The following is a 16366-nucleotide window of genomic DNA, read 5'->3' on the forward strand; positions in this document are numbered from 1 at the left end:
ACACGGCCTTTCGGCGCGGTGAACCAAACGCCGCGCGGAGTGTCTATCGACGACACCTGATAATTACGGAGAACCAGAGCGATGTTCCAGTTTTTGAAAAACAAGCTGTTGTTAGGCGTGGTGGCCGGCGTGATTGCGGTCGGCATGACGATCGCCGACGCAGATGCCAAGCGCGTGGGCGGCGGCCGGAGCATCGGCAAGCAGTCCAACACGGTTACGCAACGTCAAACGGCGCCGCAACAGCCGGCGCAAGCCGCCCCGCAGAGTTCGCCGCAGCAGGCTGCACCGGCCGCGGCCGGCGCAGGTGCGGCCGGCGCCGCAGCCGCCAAGCCGGCCGGCAACCGCTGGCTGGGGCCCCTGGCCGGCATCGCCGCCGGCCTCGGTATTGCAGCGCTGCTGTCGCACTTCGGCCTGGGTGGCGCCTTCGCGAGCATGATGGCTAACGTCATCGTGATTGCGCTGATTGCTTTCGCCGTGCTCTGGCTGATCCGGCGCTTGCGCGGCAACAAGGCGCAGCAACCGGCCTACGCGGGCGCGGGGGCCGGCGACGCGGGTCAGCAGACGCTGCGTCAGGGTTGGGACAATTCGCCTTCGCAGCCGGCGCAATCGATGCAATCGGCTGCAGGTTCGGCCGCCGCGCCGGTGGCCGCCGCCGGGGCTGCCGCTGTCGCTGCCGCGCAGCCGTGGGGGGTGCCGAGCGATTTCGACACGGAAGGCTTCCTGCGCCACGCGAAAGTCAACTTCGTGCGCCTGCAGGCGGCCTGGGATGCCGGCAATCTGCCTGACATCCGCGAGTTCACCACGCCGGAAATGTTTGCCGAGATCAAGCTCGATTTCAACGATCGCGGTGCGGGCACGAACCGCACCGACGTCGTGAAGCTCGACGCCGAATTGCTCGGCATCGAACCGCAGGGCGGGGATTATCTGGCGAGCGTGCGGTTCTCGGGCCTGCTGCGCGAAACGGAAAACGGCGCCGCCGAACCGTTCGCCGAGGTCTGGAACCTGATCAAGCCGCAGCAAGGCAACGCCGGCTGGCTGCTGGCCGGTATCCAGCAGGTCAACTAAGTCCGGCAACGTGCCGTACAATAAGAGCCCGCGCTAACGCGCGGGCTTTTTTGTTTGCGGTGCCGGATTGGCGCCGCCGATGCCGCCCCAAGCTTCACAGGCCGCCGCCGCGGCGCCCGCTTCGGATCGCCGATCGGTGCGCGCGCGTCGCCGCCTGTCCACCCTTGCCCATGACTGTAGCCGCCAAAGCCTTTGCCGCCGCCGTGAACCATCTGCTTGCCCGTGAACCTTGGGCGCTCGAGCGCCTGCGCCGCCATGCCGGCGCGAGCGCGAAGCTGGTCATGGCGCCGTTCGACGTACGCATGCGTGTCGAAGACACTGGCTATCTCGCCGCCGCCGCCGACGATCTCACCTGCGACGTCGGCATTGCCGTGCCGCCGTCGGCGCTGGCCGATTACGCGAGCGGCGGACAGGCGGCCGTGATGCGCCACGTCAAGATCGAGGGCGACGCCGAATTCGCCAACACATTGTCGTACCTGGCGCAACACCTGCGCTGGGAGGCGGCGGAAGACCTGAGCAGATGGGTTGGCGACGCCGCGGCGCACCGCATTACCGAGTCGGGCCGTGCGGCCGTGGCCGGCGTTCGCCGAACTGGCGGTGCGGCGGCGCGCACGCTGGCCGATTACCTGGTTGAAGAACATCCCTTGCTGGTTGCGCGTCCGCGCCTGACGGCATTTACTGGGGAAGTCGCCCGTTTGCGCGACGATCTGGCCCGACTCGAAAAGCGCCTGGAACGCCTCGAGCGCGGGCGGCCTGCTGCCGCTGCCGCAGGGATATCGCGCGCGGGCGCCGCCAGCCCCGATCGCACTGAACGCTGAGCCGTATGCGAATCTTTCGTCTTGCCAAGATTTTCCTGACCATCTACCGGTATGGTCTCGACGAGCTCGTGCTCTCGGGCATCCCTCACCCGAGCGCGCGCTTCGTGCTGCGCTTTTTGCCGATCGGCCGCAACCTCTCGGCACCGCGCGGCGAACGTCTGCGCCTGGCGTTGGAAAGCCTGGGCCCGATCTTCGTCAAGTTCGGCCAGGTCCTGTCCACCCGCCGTGACCTGATGCCCGCGGACATCGCGACCGAACTGGCGCGTCTGCAGGATCAGGTGCCGCCGTTCGATCCCGATGTGGCGCGCGCGCAGATTGAGCGCTCGCTGGGGCGTCCGCTCGACGAGGTGTTCACGGAATTCGAGCGCGACCCGGTCGCCAGCGCGTCCATCGCGCAGGTGCACTTCGCGCGCGTGCGGGCGGGCGCCCATGCGGGCAAGGATGTGGCCGTGAAGGTGTTGCGGCCGAACATGTTGAACGTGATTGACAGCGATCTGGCGCTGATGCGCGATCTGGCCGGCTGGGTCGAACGTCTTTGGCCCGATGGCAAGCGCCTGAAGCCGCGCGAGGTCGTGGCCGAGTTCGATAAATATCTGCACGACGAACTCGACCTGATGCGCGAAGCGGCCAATGCGGCGCAACTGCGCCGTAATTTCCTCGACTCGGGCCTGCTGATCGTGCCGGAGATGTATTGGGAATACAGCTCCAGCAACGTTCTGGTCATGGAGCGCATGCACGGGGTGCCGATCAGCCAGATCGACGTCCTGCGCGAAGCGGGCGTCGACCTGAAGAAGCTTGCGCGAGAGGGGGTGGAGATTTTCTTCACGCAGTTCCTGCGCCACGGTTTTTTCCACGCCGACATGCACCCGGGCAACATCCTTGTCAGCCTCGATCCCGCCACGTTCGGGCGCTACATCGCGCTCGACTGCGGGATCGTCGGCGCGCTGTCTGAATTCGACAAGAACTATCTGGCGCAGAACTTCCTTGCGTTCTTCCGCCGTGACTACCACCGGGTGGCGTCGCTGCACCTCGAGTCGGGCTGGGTGCCAACGGACACGCGCGTCGAGGAACTGGAAGGGGCCATCCGCGCCTGCTGCGAACCGTATTTCGACCGTCCGCTGAAGGAAATTTCGCTTGGCCTCGTGCTGATGCGGCTATTTCAGACGTCGCGCCGCTTCAACGTTGAAATCCAGCCGCAACTGGTGCTGCTGCAGAAGACACTGCTCAATATCGAAGGCCTCGGCCGTCAGCTCGATCCGGATCTGGATCTGTGGAAGACCGCCAAGCCGTTCCTCGAACGCTGGATGTCCGAGCAGATCGGCCCGCGCGGCTGGTTCGAGCGGCTCAAGGCCGAAGTGCCGCAGTGGAGCAAGACGCTCCCGCAACTGCCCCGCCTGGTGCATCAGGCCCTCGCGACGCAAGCCCGGCCGGCCGACGACGCGCTGTTGCTCGCCCTGCTGCAGGAACAGCGCCGCACCAACCGCCTCCTGACCGGTGCTTTCTGCCTCCTGGGCGGCGTGATCGTCGGCGTGATGGCGACATTCCTCTGGCTGTACTCGTAAGTGAGCGCGCACGTGAAGAAGCCGATGCCCCCCGATTTCAAGCACCGCGATCCGGCGAGCGCCGCGTTCTGGGATGAACGCTTCGACCGCGACTTCACCCCGTGGGATGCCCGTGGCGTGCCGGCAGCGCTGAAAACGTTCGTGAGCGCCGAAGGTACGCTGCGCGCCACGCTCATTCCCGGCTGCGGCGCGGCCCACGAGGCCGGCTGGCTTGACGCCCGAGGCTGGCCTGTCTGTGCGATCGACTTCTCGCCATCGGCCGTGGCGCAGGCGCGCGAGTTGCTCGGCACGCGGGCCGAAGTGGTCATGCAAGCCGATTTCTTCGCCTTTACACCCCCGTTCGTGCCGGAGATCGTCTACGAACGCGCGTTCCTGTGCGCGCTGCCGCGCACGCTGTGGCCCGCCTATGCGGCCCGCATGGCCGAATTGCTGCCGCCGGGGGGGCGGCTGGCCGGATTCTTCTTCGTGCGCGAAACGCCGGGGGGGCCGCCGTTCGGCATTTCGCCCGACGCCCTGCAGGCGCTGCTTGGCCCGGCGTTTGTGTGTGAAGCCGACGAGGCCGTCACCCCTTCGGTGCCCGTTTTCGAGGGCGGCGAACGCTGGATGGTCTGGCGCCGCCGTTAGGGCCTGTTCGGGTGTCCCTGGTCGCGTGAACATCGATAGGACAATCCCGAAAGATCGGCAATTTCGGCCATCGATTTGTGATTTTTTCCCCGCGCGAGATTGGCGCCGCTATAATCGCCCAAAAATTTCGCCAGGTGGCAAAAACGGGCGGCCCCGTACGCTGGATCGCATCCGCCCCGTCATGCACGACCTGATTTTCCTGTTGCCCTGAAGGCGTCGGCCGCGGGGCGCGGATCGTTCATAGCGCGGGCGGCCTCCTGCAGCCGTTTTGCCCGCACAGCGACCGGCCGTGTCCGTCAGCACCCGCGCCCCCCGGGCTTGGCTTGGGCCGCGTTATGTTGATCTGGTTTGTCATCCTCTATTGGGTTATTTCGGTGGCTATCGGCCTGTTGGCCGCGGTGAAGGTCCGCAATACCAAGGACTTTACGGTGGCTGGCCGCAGCTTGCCGTTCTCGATGGTAATCGCCGTCGTGTTCGCCACGTGGTTCGGCTCCGAAGCGGTGCTGGGCATCCCTGCGACGTTTATCGGCGACGGCCTGCGCGGGGTGGTGGCCGATCCGTTCGGATCGTCGATGTGCCTGGTGCTCGTCGGCCTGTTCTTCGCCCGTCCGCTGTATCGCATGAACCTCATGACGATCGGCGACTTCTACAAGCTCAAGTACAACCGCACGGTCGAGGTCGTCACGAGTATTGCTATCGTGATCTCTTACCTGGGCTGGGTCGGCGCGCAGATCAAGGCGCTCGGCCTCGTGTTCCACGCCGTCTCGAATGGCGCCGTGACGGAACCCCAGGGCATGATGATCGGCGGGATCTCCGTGCTGGCTTACACGCTGCTCGGCGGCATGATCTCGGTGGCGGTCACCGATTTCATCCAGATGATCATCATCGTGATCGGCCTGGTCTATATCGCCTTCGAAGTGAGCGGCATGGTGCCTGGCGGCGCGTCTGCCGTGGTGGCGCACGCGGCCGAGGCCGGCAAGTTCGTGTTCTGGCCGAATGCCAATCCGGCGGAAATCCTCGCATTCATTGCGGCCGGCATCACGATGATGTTCGGCTCGATCCCGCAGCAGGATGTCTTCCAGCGCGTCATGTCCTCGAAGTCGGAGAAGATCGCCATGAGCGGCTCGGTGCTCGGCGGCTGCCTGTATTTTGTGTTCACGTTTATCCCGATCTTCCTGGCGTACTCTGCGTTGTTGATCGCGCCGGGCATGGTGCAGAAGTACATCGGTACCGATCCGCAGCAGATCCTGCCGCAACTGGTGCTGACCAGCGTGCCGATCATCGCCCAGGTCATGTTCTTCGGCGCGCTGCTGTCGGCCATCAAGAGTTGCGCGTCCGCGACGTTGCTCGCGCCGTCGGTGACGTTTGCCGAAAACATCATCCGCCCGATGCTCAAGGGGCCGGTCGATGACAAGCACCTGCTGCGCCTGATGCGGATTGTCGTGCTGTGCTTCACTGCGCTGGTCATGGTCTATGCGCTCAATTCGACCGCGTCGATCTTCCACATGGTGGAAAGCGCGTACAAGGTCACGTTGGTGTGCTGTTTCGTGCCGCTGGGCGCGGGCCTTTACTGGAAGCGAGCCAACGCGTTGGGCGGCACGCTGGCCGTATTCGCCGGCCTGATCGTCTGGATCGGCATGGAACTGCTGATGCCCGATGCCATGGTCCCGCCGCAACTGGGCGGCCTGCTGGCCTCGATTGGCGGCATGGTCGTCGGTTCGCTGATGCCCGTCGGTTCGGCGCGCCGGTCGCCACCCGGCAATCCCCCCGTCAGCACGATCTGAGGATTCACGCCGGCCCGAATGCCGGCGTGAGCGCTGGCGGAAGGCCCGCCCCGGCGAGGAAATTCCGAAAAGCCATTGAAGCGGTTATAATTCAAGGCTTTGCGCGCTTTTCCCCGTCGGAAAGAATCATGCCTATCTATGCCTACCGTTGTGAAACCTGTGGTTTCGCGAAAGATGTGCTGCAAAAAATGAGCGATGCGCCGCTCTCCAAGTGCCCCGAGTGCGGCCAGGAGACGTTTCGCAAGCAAGTGACCGCGGCGGGATTCCAGCTCAAGGGATCGGGCTGGTACGTCACCGACTTCCGTGGTGGCTCGAACACGGGCGGCACGCCGGCGGCCGGCAGCACGAGCGCGCCGGCCGCGGCGGGCGCCTCGGCCACGGCGGCATCCGGCGGCGAATCGTCGTCGGGCGCATCGTCCTCGCCCGAATCGTCGAGCGCTTCCACGGCGTCGCCCGCCGGCGGCAGTTGCGGCGGCGGATGCGCGTGCCACTGAGCGAGTCCCGTTTTGAGGTCATGTCCCCGGCACAAGCTGGCGGGGCTGTGGCCCGAAAAGAACGTTTGACCTTTCCCCGCCGACATTCGCGAGTGTAGCCATGGCCGTTAAGAAACCCGCGTTGAAGACGATTTTCCTGACCGGCCTGCTGGTGCTGGTGCCGTTGGCCATCACCTTGTGGGTGCTGGGCCTGATCATCGGCACCATGGACCAGACGCTGTTGCTGCTGCCGGACGAATGGCAGCCGTCGCACCTGATCGGCATGCGCGTGCCCGGTTTCGGGGTGGTCGTCACGCTGGCGTTCGTGTTCATCGTCGGCCTGTTGGCGCATAATTTCATCGGTCAGAAGCTGGTGCACTGGTGGGAAGCGATTTTGACGCGCATCCCGGTGGTCGGCCCGTTGTACGGCAGTGTCAAGCAGGTTTCCGACACATTGCTGTCTTCGAGCGGCAATGCGTTCCGCAAGGCGCTGCTGGTGCGTTACCCGCACGGCGAGTCGTGGACCATTGCGTTCCTGACCGGCGTGCCTGGCGGCGATGTCGTGAACCATCTGCAGGGTGACTACGTCAGCGTGTATGTGCCGACGACGCCGAACCCGACGTCGGGCTTCTTTCTGATGATGAAGACCAACGACGTCATCGAGCTTGACATGAGCGTTGATGCGGCGCTTAAGTACATCGTATCGATGGGCGTGGTTGCGCCCGCCCATAACCCGCGTCAGCAGCGTCCCGGCCCGCCCCTGTGAGGCGAGCGGCCGCCGTTGTCGTTTAAATTTGTATATCGGAACAGCAAAATGTCCATGCGTACCTCCTACTGCGGTCTGGTGACCGAGCAGCAACTGAGCCAGACGGTCAAGCTCTGTGGCTGGGTGCAACGCCGCCGCGACCACGGCGGTGTGATCTTCATCGACTTGCGCGACCGCGAGGGCCTGGTGCAGGTGGTGTGCGATCCGGACCGCCCGGATATGTTCAAGGCGGCCGAGAACGTCCGCAATGAATTCTGCGTGCAGATCACCGGCCTCGTGCGCGCACGCCCGGCCGGCACCGAAAACACCAACCTGACCAGCGGCAAGATCGAAGTGCTGTGCCACGAATTGGTGGTGCTCAATGCCTCGGTCACGCCCCCGTTCCAGCTCGACGACGAGAACCTGTCGGAGACGACGCGCCTGACGCATCGCGTCCTGGATCTGCGCCGTCCGCAAATGCAGTACAACCTGCGCCTGCGTTACAAGGTTGCGATGGAAGTGCGCAAGTATCTCGACAGCGCGGGCTTCATCGACATCGAAACCCCGATGCTGACCAAGAGCACGCCGGAAGGCGCGCGCGACTACCTCGTGCCGTCGCGCGTCAACGCCGGCATGTTCTTCGCGCTGCCGCAGTCGCCGCAGTTGTTCAAGCAACTGCTGATGGTCTCCGGCTTCGACCGTTACTACCAGATCACGAAGTGCTTCCGCGACGAAGACTTGCGCGCGGATCGTCAGCCCGAATTCACGCAGATCGACTGTGAGACGTCGTTCCTGTCCGAACAGGAAATTCGCGACCTGTTCGAGAACATGATCCGTCACGTCTTCAAGGAAGCGATCGACGTGTCGCTTGAAGCGCAGTTCCCGGTCATGCAGCACATCGACGCGATGCGCCTGTACGGCTCGGACAAGCCTGACCTGCGCGTGAAGCTCGAGTTCACGGAGCTGACGGACGTCATGCGTGACGTCGACTTCAAGGTGTTCTCGACGCCGGCCACGACCGAAGGCGGCCGCGTGGCAGCCCTGCGCGTGCCGGGCGGCGGCGAACTGTCGCGTGGCGACATCGACGGCTATACCGAGTTTGTGAAGATCTACGGCGCGAAGGGGCTGGCGTGGATCAAGGTCAACGAAGTGGCGAAGGGCCGTGACGGCCTGCAAAGCCCGATCGTGAAGAACCTGCACGATGCGTCGATTGCTGCCGTGCTTGAGCGCACGGGCGCGAAAGACGGCGACATCATTTTCTTCGCGGCGGACAAGGCCAAGGTTGTCAATGATGCCCTGGGTGCGCTGCGCCTGAAGATCGGCCATTCGACGTTCGGCAAGAGCCACGGCCTGTTCGAAGCCGGCTGGCGTCCGCTGTGGGTCGTCGATTTCCCGATGTTCGAATACGACGAAGACGACGCACGCTGGGTCGCCTGCCACCATCCGTTCACGAGTCCGAAGGACGAGCACATCGACTACCTCGAGACCGATCCGGGCAAGTGCATGGCGAAGGCCTACGACATGGTGCTCAACGGCTGGGAAATCGGCGGCGGTTCGGTACGTATTTTCCAGGAAGCCGTGCAGAGCAAGGTGTTCCGCGCCTTGAACCTGGGCGAGGAAGAGGCGCGTGCGAAGTTCGGCTTCCTGCTCGACGCCCTGCAATACGGCGCACCGCCGCATGGCGGTATCGCGTTCGGTCTGGACCGCATCATCACGATGATGGCCGGCGCCGACTCGATCCGCGACGTAATCGCTTTCCCGAAGACGCAACGTGCGCAGGATCTGCTCACGCAGGCGCCGTCGCCGGTTGACGAACGTCAACTGCGCGAACTGCACATCCGTCTGCGCCAGCCGGAAGTGCCGAAGGCGTAATGCCGGAACGGCCGCGCACCTCGCGGTGCCCGGCCGGCAGACGAATCGAAACGCCCTCCCCCCCGCGAAAGTGGGGGAGGGCGTTTTCGTTTTGTTGTCCAAGTTTAAATCGGAAATATCACACACCCAAAATAGTGATGACTATGTGATGATTGTCTCCAAATTCGGGAGGGGGTATGCAGGTAAGTGCGAAAGCGATCATCAAGCGAGGTGGTTTGGTACTGTTCTTGAAGAATGCGGGCTTGGCGTTCGTGTAAATGCATACGCCGGAAGCCAGTCATTTGAAGTCATCCCGGATCGTCATGTCCAACTGGCATTCTTCCATTGCGATTGTGACGACCATCCGCTTACGTTAAGTCACGAACACGATGACTATGCGTGGCTGGATGTCGACGGCGAACGCCCGGTGAATCTCCCCGAATGCTACTGGTGCGCCTGTCGGCGACCGAGTGCTTGAGGTCTACTAGCGCGAATTGTTTGCGGCGCGGGAAGGCGGCTCCAACCCGTTGGAGCACCGAGATGCGGCATCGGACAATTGCCCGTTACAATGGCACATCGCCCTTACGGGCCCTACGGCCGTCGTCGTCTGCATGAAGCCATTCAAGATTCCGGAATCCGTGCTTGTCGTGATCTACACGCCGGCGCTCGATGTCCTGCTCATAGAACGCGCCGACTGTCCGGGATTCTGGCAATCGGTCACGGGCAGCAAGGACCGCCTCGATGAACCGCTGCTGGAAACCGCCGTGCGTGAGGTCGCCGAAGAGACGGGCATCGCCGTCGGCAGTGCCGCCGTGCCGTCGCATTCGCTCACCGACTGGCAGCACGCCATCCAGTACAGCATCTATCCGCAGTGGCGGCACCGCTATGCGCCGGACGTCATGCGTAATACCGAGCACTGGTTCGGACTGCGCGTGCCTACCGGCACGCCGGTCACTCTGTCGCCGCATGAGCACACCTCGCTTGTCTGGCTGCCGTGGGCGGAAGCGGCGGACCGCTGCTTCTCGCCTTCGAACGGCGACGCCATCCGTCAGTTGCCCGAACGGGTGCGTTAGTTGACGGCCAGCTGCCGCACGCGCCACCGCATTCGCGTTTCCCGGCGCGCCGCCCCGCGCGTCAATCCATGTCTCGCGGCACCGCCATGCCCGCGGCCCCCGCTGCCGGCGCGACGATGAAGAAATTTCTGCTGTTCACGCGCGACAACGACATCCGTCTGCTCTTTCTCGGACAGGAATACTTTCGCGCGCTGGTCGCAGCGTTCGATGCCGCCCGCAACGAGATCCTGCTCGAGACGTACATCTTCGCCGACGACGAGACCGGACAGAATATCTCCGCCGCACTGATTCGCGCGAAAGCACGCGGCGTCGCCGTGCGCGTGATCACCGACGGGGTGGGTACGGGCAAGTTGCCGTACTTCGACCATTGGCGCGAGAACGGTCTCACGCACCGCGTCTACAACCCGCATCTGTTCGGCAAGTTCGGTTTCTCCCGGACCCATCGCAAGCTCGTCGTCGTCGACCGTGAACGGGCGTTCGTCGGCGGCATCAATATCATCGACGATCTCAACGGCGGACCCGGCGTCAAGTTGCCCGAGCCGCGTTGGGACTTCGCCGTGCAGTGTCGCGGCCCCATCGTCGAGGAAGTGACCGCCGCGTTCGAGCATCAATGGATGCGCCTGACCCCCGGCTATCTGGGGCATCCGTTCCGCCTCTTGCGGCAAGGTTGGCGCGGCCGTCTGGGGGCGCACGTCGGGCAGGCCGCGTTCGTGGCACGCGATAACCTGACCAACCGCCGTGCTATCGAAAAGACCTACCTGCGTGCCCTCGGCCGCGCCCGCGAGGCTGTCTGGCTGGCGAACCCGTATTTCATCCCGGGCCGCAAGCTACGCAGTGCGTTGACGCAGGCCGCGCAGCGCGGGGTCGCCGTCCATCTGTTGATCGGCCGCAAGGAATTCCACCTGCTCGATACCGCCGTGCCCTGGCTTTACGCCAAATTGCTCGACGCAGGCGTGCGGATCGCGGAATACGACCAGCGCCAGTTGCACGGCAAGGTCGCGGTTGTCGATGACGTCTGGGCGACGGTCGGCTCCTCCAATCTCGATGCGCTGTCGTTATTCCTCAATCACGAAGCCAATGTCGTGATTCTCGACGATCCCCTCGTCACCGAGTTGCGCACGCATATCCGCGACGCCTTCGAAGGGGCGCGCCGCATCGATCCCGACCGTTTTGGAAAACGCTCTGCGGTCCGTCGTCTGCGCCAATGGCTCGCCTACCGCGCGTACCGGGTCGTCATGAAACTGCTGACGTTCGGCCGATACGACTGACCGTCCCCCAAAGCGCGTCGCCGCGGTCCCAATTAGAAACGACGATCTAATAAATTACTTGTTCGGCCTACGCCTGCCCACAATAATAGGACGGCCGTTCGATTTTTATGTCAGCATCCCGGAACGGATAACAAAAGTGATGCGGAATCTCATGCGTAAGGGTGAACAGACACGGGCCGCGATTCTCAACGCCGCCCTCGAATTGGCCGGACGAGATGGCCTGGAGGGGCTCACGATCGGACTGCTGGCCGAGCGAATGCAAATGAGCAAGAGTGGGGTTTTCGCCCATTTCGGCTCACGCGAAGACTTGCAAGTCGAGGTCCTGCGCGAGTACCACCGGCGATTCGAGGAAGAAGTGTTCGTGCCGAGCATGGGCGAGCCGCGCGGCCTGCCGCGTTTGCGTGCGATGGTGGGCCGCTGGATGGACAAGCGGATTCGCGAAGTCACGACCGGCTGCATTTACATCAGCGGCGCGGTCGAATACGACGACCGTGCCGAGAGTCCGGTCCGGGAAGAGTTGGTGAGGACGGTACAGGTCTGGCGAAAGGCGCTGTTGCGCGCGATTACGCAGGCCAGGGAAGAGGGACATCTGCGCGAGGACACCGATCCGGCGCTGATGCTGTTCGAGATGTACAGCCTGACGCTCGGCTTACATCACGACGCGCGGTTCCTGCGGGAGCCGGGGGCGGTCGAGATGACCCGGGTGGCACTGGAAAAACTGATTTCGTCTTATCAGAGCGGCTAGGGCAGGGCGCCCGCCGCGCTTAGCATCCAAGGAGTGGGACATGGGACAGTACACCGCGCCGCTGCGCGACATGCAATTCGTGCTGCACGAATTGCTGGACGTCGAAAACGAATTGAAGGCATTGCCGCGGCATGCGGACATCGATGCCGACACGATCAACCAGGTGCTCAAGGAAGCCGGCAAGTTCTGCAGCGAAGTCGTCTTCCCGCTCAACCAGGTCGGTGACCAGGAAGGGTGTCGGTATCACGACGGCGTGGTCAAGGCGCCCACGGGATTCAAGGAGGCGTACCAGCAGTACGTTGACGCCGGCTGGCCCGCCTTGGCGTGCGATCCCGACCACGGCGGCCAGGGTCTGCCGGTGCTCGTGAACAACGCGCTGTACGAAATGCTCAACTCCGCGAATCAGGCCTGGACGATGTATCCCGGCCTGTCGCACGGCGCCTACGAGTGCCTGCATGCGCACGGCACGCCAGCGCAGAAGGCGGTCTACCTGCCGAAGATCGTCTCGGGCGAATGGACCGGCACGATGTGCCTGACCGAACCGCACTGCGGCACTGATCTCGGCATTCTGCGCAGCAAAGCCGAACCGAATGACGACGGCTCCTACGCCATCACGGGCACCAAGATTTTCATCTCGGCCGGCGAACACGACCTCGCTGCCAACATCATCCACCTCGTGCTGGCCCGCTTGCCGGACGCGCCCCCGGGCACGAAGGGTATCTCGCTGTTCATCGTGCCGAAATTCATTCCCGATGAACACGGCGCGCCGGGCCAACGCAACGGCATCCGTTGCGGCTCGATCGAACACAAGATGGGCATTCACGGCAACGCGACCTGCGTGATGAATCTCGATGGCGCGCGCGGCTGGCTCGTCGGCGAACCGAACAAGGGCCTTAACGCCATGTTCGTGATGATGAACGCTGCCCGCCTGGGCGTCGGCATGCAGGGGCTGGGCCTGACGGAAGTGGCGTACCAGAACTCGCTTGCCTACGCCAAGGACCGCCTGCAAATGCGTTCGCTGACCGGCCCGAAGGCGCCGGACAAGCCGGCGGACCCGATCATCGTGCATCCGGATGTGCGCCGCATGCTGCTCACGCAGAAGGCCTACCTCGAGGCGGGCCGCGCGTTCTCGTACTGGACCGCGCTGCAGATCGACCGCGAACTCTCGCATACGGACGAATCGGTGCGCAAGGAAGCGGCCGACCTCGTCGCCTTGCTCACGCCGGTCATCAAGGCTTTCCTGACGGACAACGCCTTCACCAGCACCAATCTCGCGATGCAGGTGTATGGCGGTCATGGCTACATCGCCGAGTGGGGCATGGAGCAGTATGTGCGCGATGCGCGCATCAACATGATCTACGAAGGCACGAACACCATCCAGTCGCTCGACCTGCTGGGCCGCAAGGTCCTCGGCGACATGGGGGCGAAACTCAAGAAGTTCGGCAAGATGGTGCAGGACTTCGTCGAGCAGGAAGGTGTGAAGGAAGAGATGCAGGAGTTCGTCAATCCGCTGGCGGACATCGGCGACAAGGTGCAGAAGCTGACGATGGAAATCGGCATGAAGGCCATGGGCAACCAGGATGAAGCCGGCGCTGCCGCCGTCGATTACCTGCGTGTCGTGGGCCATCTCGTATTCGCCTACTTCTGGGCCCGCATGGCGCGCATTGCGCTCGACAAGCAAGGCTCGGGCGATCCGTTCTACACGTCCAAGCTGGCCACGGCGCGTTTCTACTTTGCCAAGCTGTTGCCGGAGACCGCGTATCACATCCGCGCCGCGCGTGCGGGGTCGAAGACCCTGATGGATCTCGAAGCGGACCTGTTCTAAGCGTCAACCTTAACCAGGTGTGGCGGTCCAGGAGACGGACCGCCCCCGCTGGCCACCACCGTCCAGTTATTGGAGGCAACCCGTGAGTCAACAACATCATCTGATCGTGCGCAAAGTCGCCGTGCTTGGCGCCGGCGTCATGGGTGCGCAGATCGCCGCGCATCTGGTCAACGCGAAGGTTCCTGTCGTGCTGTTCGACCTGCCCGCGAAGGAGGGTCCCAAGAACGGAATCGTTACGCGCGCCATCGAGTCCCTCAAGAAGCTGAGCCCGGCACCGTTCGCAAACAAGGCCGACGCGCAGTTCATTGAAGCGGCCAACTATGAAGACGATCTTGCCCGCCTGGCCGAGTGCGATCTCGTCATCGAAGCCATCGCCGAGCGCATGGACTGGAAGCATGATTTGTACAAGAAGGTCGCGCCGCATCTGGCCAAGCATGCGATTTTCGCGTCGAACACGTCTGGCCTGTCGATTTCCGAACTGGCGGAAGGTTTCGATGCCGAGTTGAAGGCGCGCTTTTGCGGCGTGCATTTCTTCAATCCGCCGCGCTACATGCATCTGGTCGAACTGATCCCGACGGCCGCCACGCAACCGGAAATCCTTGACCAGCTCGAAGGTTTCCTGACGACCACGCTCGGCAAGGGCGTTGTGCGCGCCAAGGACACGCCGAACTTCATCGCGAACCGCGTCGGCATCTTCTCGATCCTCGCCGTGTTTGCCGAAGCGCAGAAATACGGCATCCCGTTCGATGTCGTCGACGACCTGACCGGCAGCAAGCTCGGCCGCGCCAAATCGGCCACGTTCCGTACCGCCGACGTGGTGGGCCTGGATACGATGGCGCACGTCATCAAGACGATGCAGGACAACCTGAAGGACGATCCGTTCTACCCGACGTACGCCACGCCGCCGGTGTTGCAGGCGCTCGTGTCGAAGGGCGCGCTCGGGCAGAAGACCGGTGCGGGCTTTTACAAGAAGGAAGGCAAGGTCATCAAGGTGCTCGACCCGCAGCGCGGCGAGTACGTGGAATCGGGCAAGAAGGCCGACGAACTTGTCCTGCGCATCCTGAAGAAGGCGCCGGCCGAGCGCTTCAAGCTGCTGCGCGAATCGAGCCATCCGCAGGCACAGTTCCTGTGGGCCGTGTTCCGTGACGTGTTCCACTACATCGGCGTGTATCTTGCGCAGATTGCCGACAATGCGCGCGACGTCGATTTCGCGATCCGCTGGGGCTTCGGCTGGAACACGGGTCCGTTCGAAGATTGGCAAGCCGCCGGCTGGAAGCAGATCGCCGAGTGGGTCAAGGAAGACGTGGATGCAGGCAAGGCCCTGTCGAACGCTGCGCTGCCGTCGTGGGTGTTCGACGGCCCTGTGGCGGACGCGGGCGGCGTGCATACGCCGGCAGGTTCGTTCGCGCCGGCCAAAAACGCCTTTGTGCCGCGCAGCACGCTGCCGGTCTATCGCCGCCAGGTATTCCCGGCGTCGTTGGCCGGCGAGAACGCCGCCGATCCGCGCAGTGCGGGCAACACGATCGAAGAGAGCGACGCCGTGCGCGTCTGGGTCGACGAAGCCGTCGCCGACGATGTGGTAATCGTCTCGTTCAAATCGAAGATGAACACGATCGGGCCGGACATCATCGACGGCCTCACGCGCGCCATCGATCTGGCCGAAAAGTCGTACCGCGCCGTGGTGGTGTGGCAGCCGACGTCGCTGCAACTCGGTGCGCCGGGCGGCCCGTTCTCCGCAGGCGCCGATCTGGCCGCGGCCATGCCGGCGTTCATGATGGGTGGCGCCAAGGGCATCGAGCCGTTCATCAAGAAGTTCCAGGATGGCATGATGCGCGTCAAGTACGCGCAGGTGCCGGTCGTCGCGGCCGCGTCGGGCATCGCGCTCGGCGGGGGCTGCGAACTGCTGTTGCATAGCGCGAAGCGCGTGGCGGCGCTCGAGAGCTTCGTCGGTCTCGTCGAAGTCGGCGTCGGCCTCGTGCCGGGCGGGGGCGGCCTGAAGGAAGCGGTGCTGCGCGCCGCCGACGCGGCGCGGGCGGCGGGCAGCACCAACTACCTGCAATTCGTCACGAATTCGTTCACCAACGCCGCCATGGCGAAGGTGTCGAGCTCGGCGCTCGATGCACGTGAAATGGGCTACCTGAAACCGTCGGACACGATCGTCTACAACGTCCACGAACTGTTGTCCGTGGCGGTGCGCGAAGCGCGTGCGCTGGCCGATGCGGGGTATCGTCCGCCGCTCAAGCCGGCCGGCATCCCGGTCGCGGGCCGCTCGGGCATCTCCACCATCAAGGCGTCGCTCGTGAACATGCGCGACGGCAACTTTATCTCGGCGCACGACTTCCTGATCGCCTCGCGTATTGCCGAAGTCGTATGCGGCGGCGATGTGGAAGCGGGCAGCCTCGTGGACGAGGAATGGCTGCTGACGCTGGAGCGCCGCGCCTTCATCGAACTGCTGGGCACGCCCAAGACCCAGGAACGCATCATGGGCATGTTGCAGACCGGCAAGCCGGTGCGCAATTGAGCCCACGGAATC

At 63.9% G+C, this 16366-nt stretch carries 13 protein-coding genes; all 13 read left to right on the top strand.

Going from position 1 to position 16366, the window contains the following annotated elements; genetic code table 11:
* Nucleotides 1–81 precede the first annotated feature (81 nt).
* Nucleotides 82–1065: a Tim44 domain-containing protein gene (locus tag PTE30175_RS08205; protein ID WP_150696574.1), complete on the top strand. Its 984-nt coding sequence runs from the start codon at nt 82–84 to the stop codon at nt 1063–1065.
* Between the two features lie 170 nt (nt 1066–1235).
* Entirely contained in the window at nt 1236–1883 is a 648-nt protein-coding gene (locus tag PTE30175_RS08210) for a ubiquinone biosynthesis accessory factor UbiJ (protein ID WP_150696575.1), read from the top strand.
* 5 nt (nt 1884–1888) lie between these two features.
* On the top strand, nt 1889–3445 hold the full coding sequence (gene ubiB / locus PTE30175_RS08215) for a ubiquinone biosynthesis regulatory protein kinase UbiB (protein WP_150696576.1): 1557 nt from the start codon (nt 1889–1891) through the stop codon (nt 3443–3445).
* A 24-nt stretch (nt 3446–3469) separates the two neighbouring features.
* On the top strand, nt 3470–4069 hold the full coding sequence (locus tag PTE30175_RS08220) for a methyltransferase domain-containing protein (protein WP_150696577.1): 600 nt from the start codon (nt 3470–3472) through the stop codon (nt 4067–4069).
* Between the two features lie 335 nt (nt 4070–4404).
* Nucleotides 4405–5853, top strand: coding sequence for a high affinity choline transporter 1 (locus PTE30175_RS08225; RefSeq protein ID WP_150696578.1), 1449 nt, complete (start codon nt 4405–4407; stop codon nt 5851–5853).
* Between the two features lie 128 nt (nt 5854–5981).
* Nucleotides 5982–6347, top strand: coding sequence for an FmdB family zinc ribbon protein (locus PTE30175_RS08230; protein WP_150696579.1), 366 nt, complete (start codon nt 5982–5984; stop codon nt 6345–6347).
* 100 nt (nt 6348–6447) lie between these two features.
* On the top strand, nt 6448–7092 hold the full coding sequence (locus tag PTE30175_RS08235; protein WP_150696580.1) for a DUF502 domain-containing protein: 645 nt from the start codon (nt 6448–6450) through the stop codon (nt 7090–7092).
* A gap of 48 nt (nt 7093–7140) precedes the next feature.
* Nucleotides 7141–8943, top strand: coding sequence for an aspartate--tRNA ligase (gene aspS / locus PTE30175_RS08240; protein WP_150696581.1), 1803 nt, complete (start codon nt 7141–7143; stop codon nt 8941–8943).
* A gap of 590 nt (nt 8944–9533) precedes the next feature.
* Nucleotides 9534–9995, top strand: coding sequence for a dihydroneopterin triphosphate diphosphatase (gene nudB / locus PTE30175_RS08245; protein ID WP_150696582.1), 462 nt, complete (start codon nt 9534–9536; stop codon nt 9993–9995).
* Nucleotides 9996–10111: 116 nt separating this feature from the next.
* Nucleotides 10112–11263 (top strand): cardiolipin synthase ClsB, encoded by a 1152-nt coding sequence (gene clsB / locus PTE30175_RS08250; RefSeq protein ID WP_150696583.1) that lies wholly within the window; start codon nt 10112–10114, stop codon nt 11261–11263.
* A 151-nt stretch (nt 11264–11414) separates the two neighbouring features.
* Nucleotides 11415–12008 (top strand): TetR/AcrR family transcriptional regulator, encoded by a 594-nt coding sequence (locus PTE30175_RS08255; protein ID WP_150696584.1) that lies wholly within the window; start codon nt 11415–11417, stop codon nt 12006–12008.
* Nucleotides 12009–12048: 40 nt separating this feature from the next.
* Complete coding sequence (locus PTE30175_RS08260; RefSeq protein ID WP_150696585.1) at nt 12049–13833, top strand: acyl-CoA dehydrogenase C-terminal domain-containing protein; 1785 nt, start codon at nt 12049–12051, stop codon at nt 13831–13833.
* 82 nt (nt 13834–13915) lie between these two features.
* Entirely contained in the window at nt 13916–16354 is a 2439-nt protein-coding gene (locus PTE30175_RS08265; RefSeq protein WP_150696586.1) for a 3-hydroxyacyl-CoA dehydrogenase/enoyl-CoA hydratase family protein, read from the top strand.
* Nucleotides 16355–16366 lie beyond the last annotated feature (12 nt).

The sequence above is a fragment of the Pandoraea terrae genome (genome assembly GCF_902459695.1).
GTDB lineage: Bacteria > Pseudomonadota > Gammaproteobacteria > Burkholderiales > Burkholderiaceae > Pandoraea > Pandoraea terrae.

Bases quoted from the DNA above. Each gene is read 5' to 3' on its own strand.
- PTE30175_RS08210 (WP_150696575.1), top strand. From the start codon at position 1,236: ATGACTGTAGCCGCCAAAGCCTTTGCCGCCGCCGTGAACCATCTGCTT.
- PTE30175_RS08230 (WP_150696579.1), top strand. From the start codon at position 5,982: ATGCCTATCTATGCCTACCGTTGTGAAACCTGTGGTTTCGCGAAAGAT.
- PTE30175_RS08225 (WP_150696578.1), top strand. From the start codon at position 4,405: ATGTTGATCTGGTTTGTCATCCTCTATTGGGTTATTTCGGTGGCTATC.
- nudB (WP_150696582.1), top strand. From the start codon at position 9,534: ATGAAGCCATTCAAGATTCCGGAATCCGTGCTTGTCGTGATCTACACG.
- PTE30175_RS08205 (WP_150696574.1), top strand. From the start codon at position 82: ATGTTCCAGTTTTTGAAAAACAAGCTGTTGTTAGGCGTGGTGGCCGGC.
- PTE30175_RS08255 (WP_150696584.1), top strand. From the start codon at position 11,415: ATGCGTAAGGGTGAACAGACACGGGCCGCGATTCTCAACGCCGCCCTC.
- PTE30175_RS08260 (WP_150696585.1), top strand. From the start codon at position 12,049: ATGGGACAGTACACCGCGCCGCTGCGCGACATGCAATTCGTGCTGCAC.
- aspS (WP_150696581.1), top strand. From the start codon at position 7,141: ATGTCCATGCGTACCTCCTACTGCGGTCTGGTGACCGAGCAGCAACTG.
- clsB (WP_150696583.1), top strand. From the start codon at position 10,112: ATGAAGAAATTTCTGCTGTTCACGCGCGACAACGACATCCGTCTGCTC.
- PTE30175_RS08220 (WP_150696577.1), top strand. From the start codon at position 3,470: ATGCCCCCCGATTTCAAGCACCGCGATCCGGCGAGCGCCGCGTTCTGG.
- PTE30175_RS08235 (WP_150696580.1), top strand. From the start codon at position 6,448: ATGGCCGTTAAGAAACCCGCGTTGAAGACGATTTTCCTGACCGGCCTG.
- ubiB (WP_150696576.1), top strand. From the start codon at position 1,889: ATGCGAATCTTTCGTCTTGCCAAGATTTTCCTGACCATCTACCGGTAT.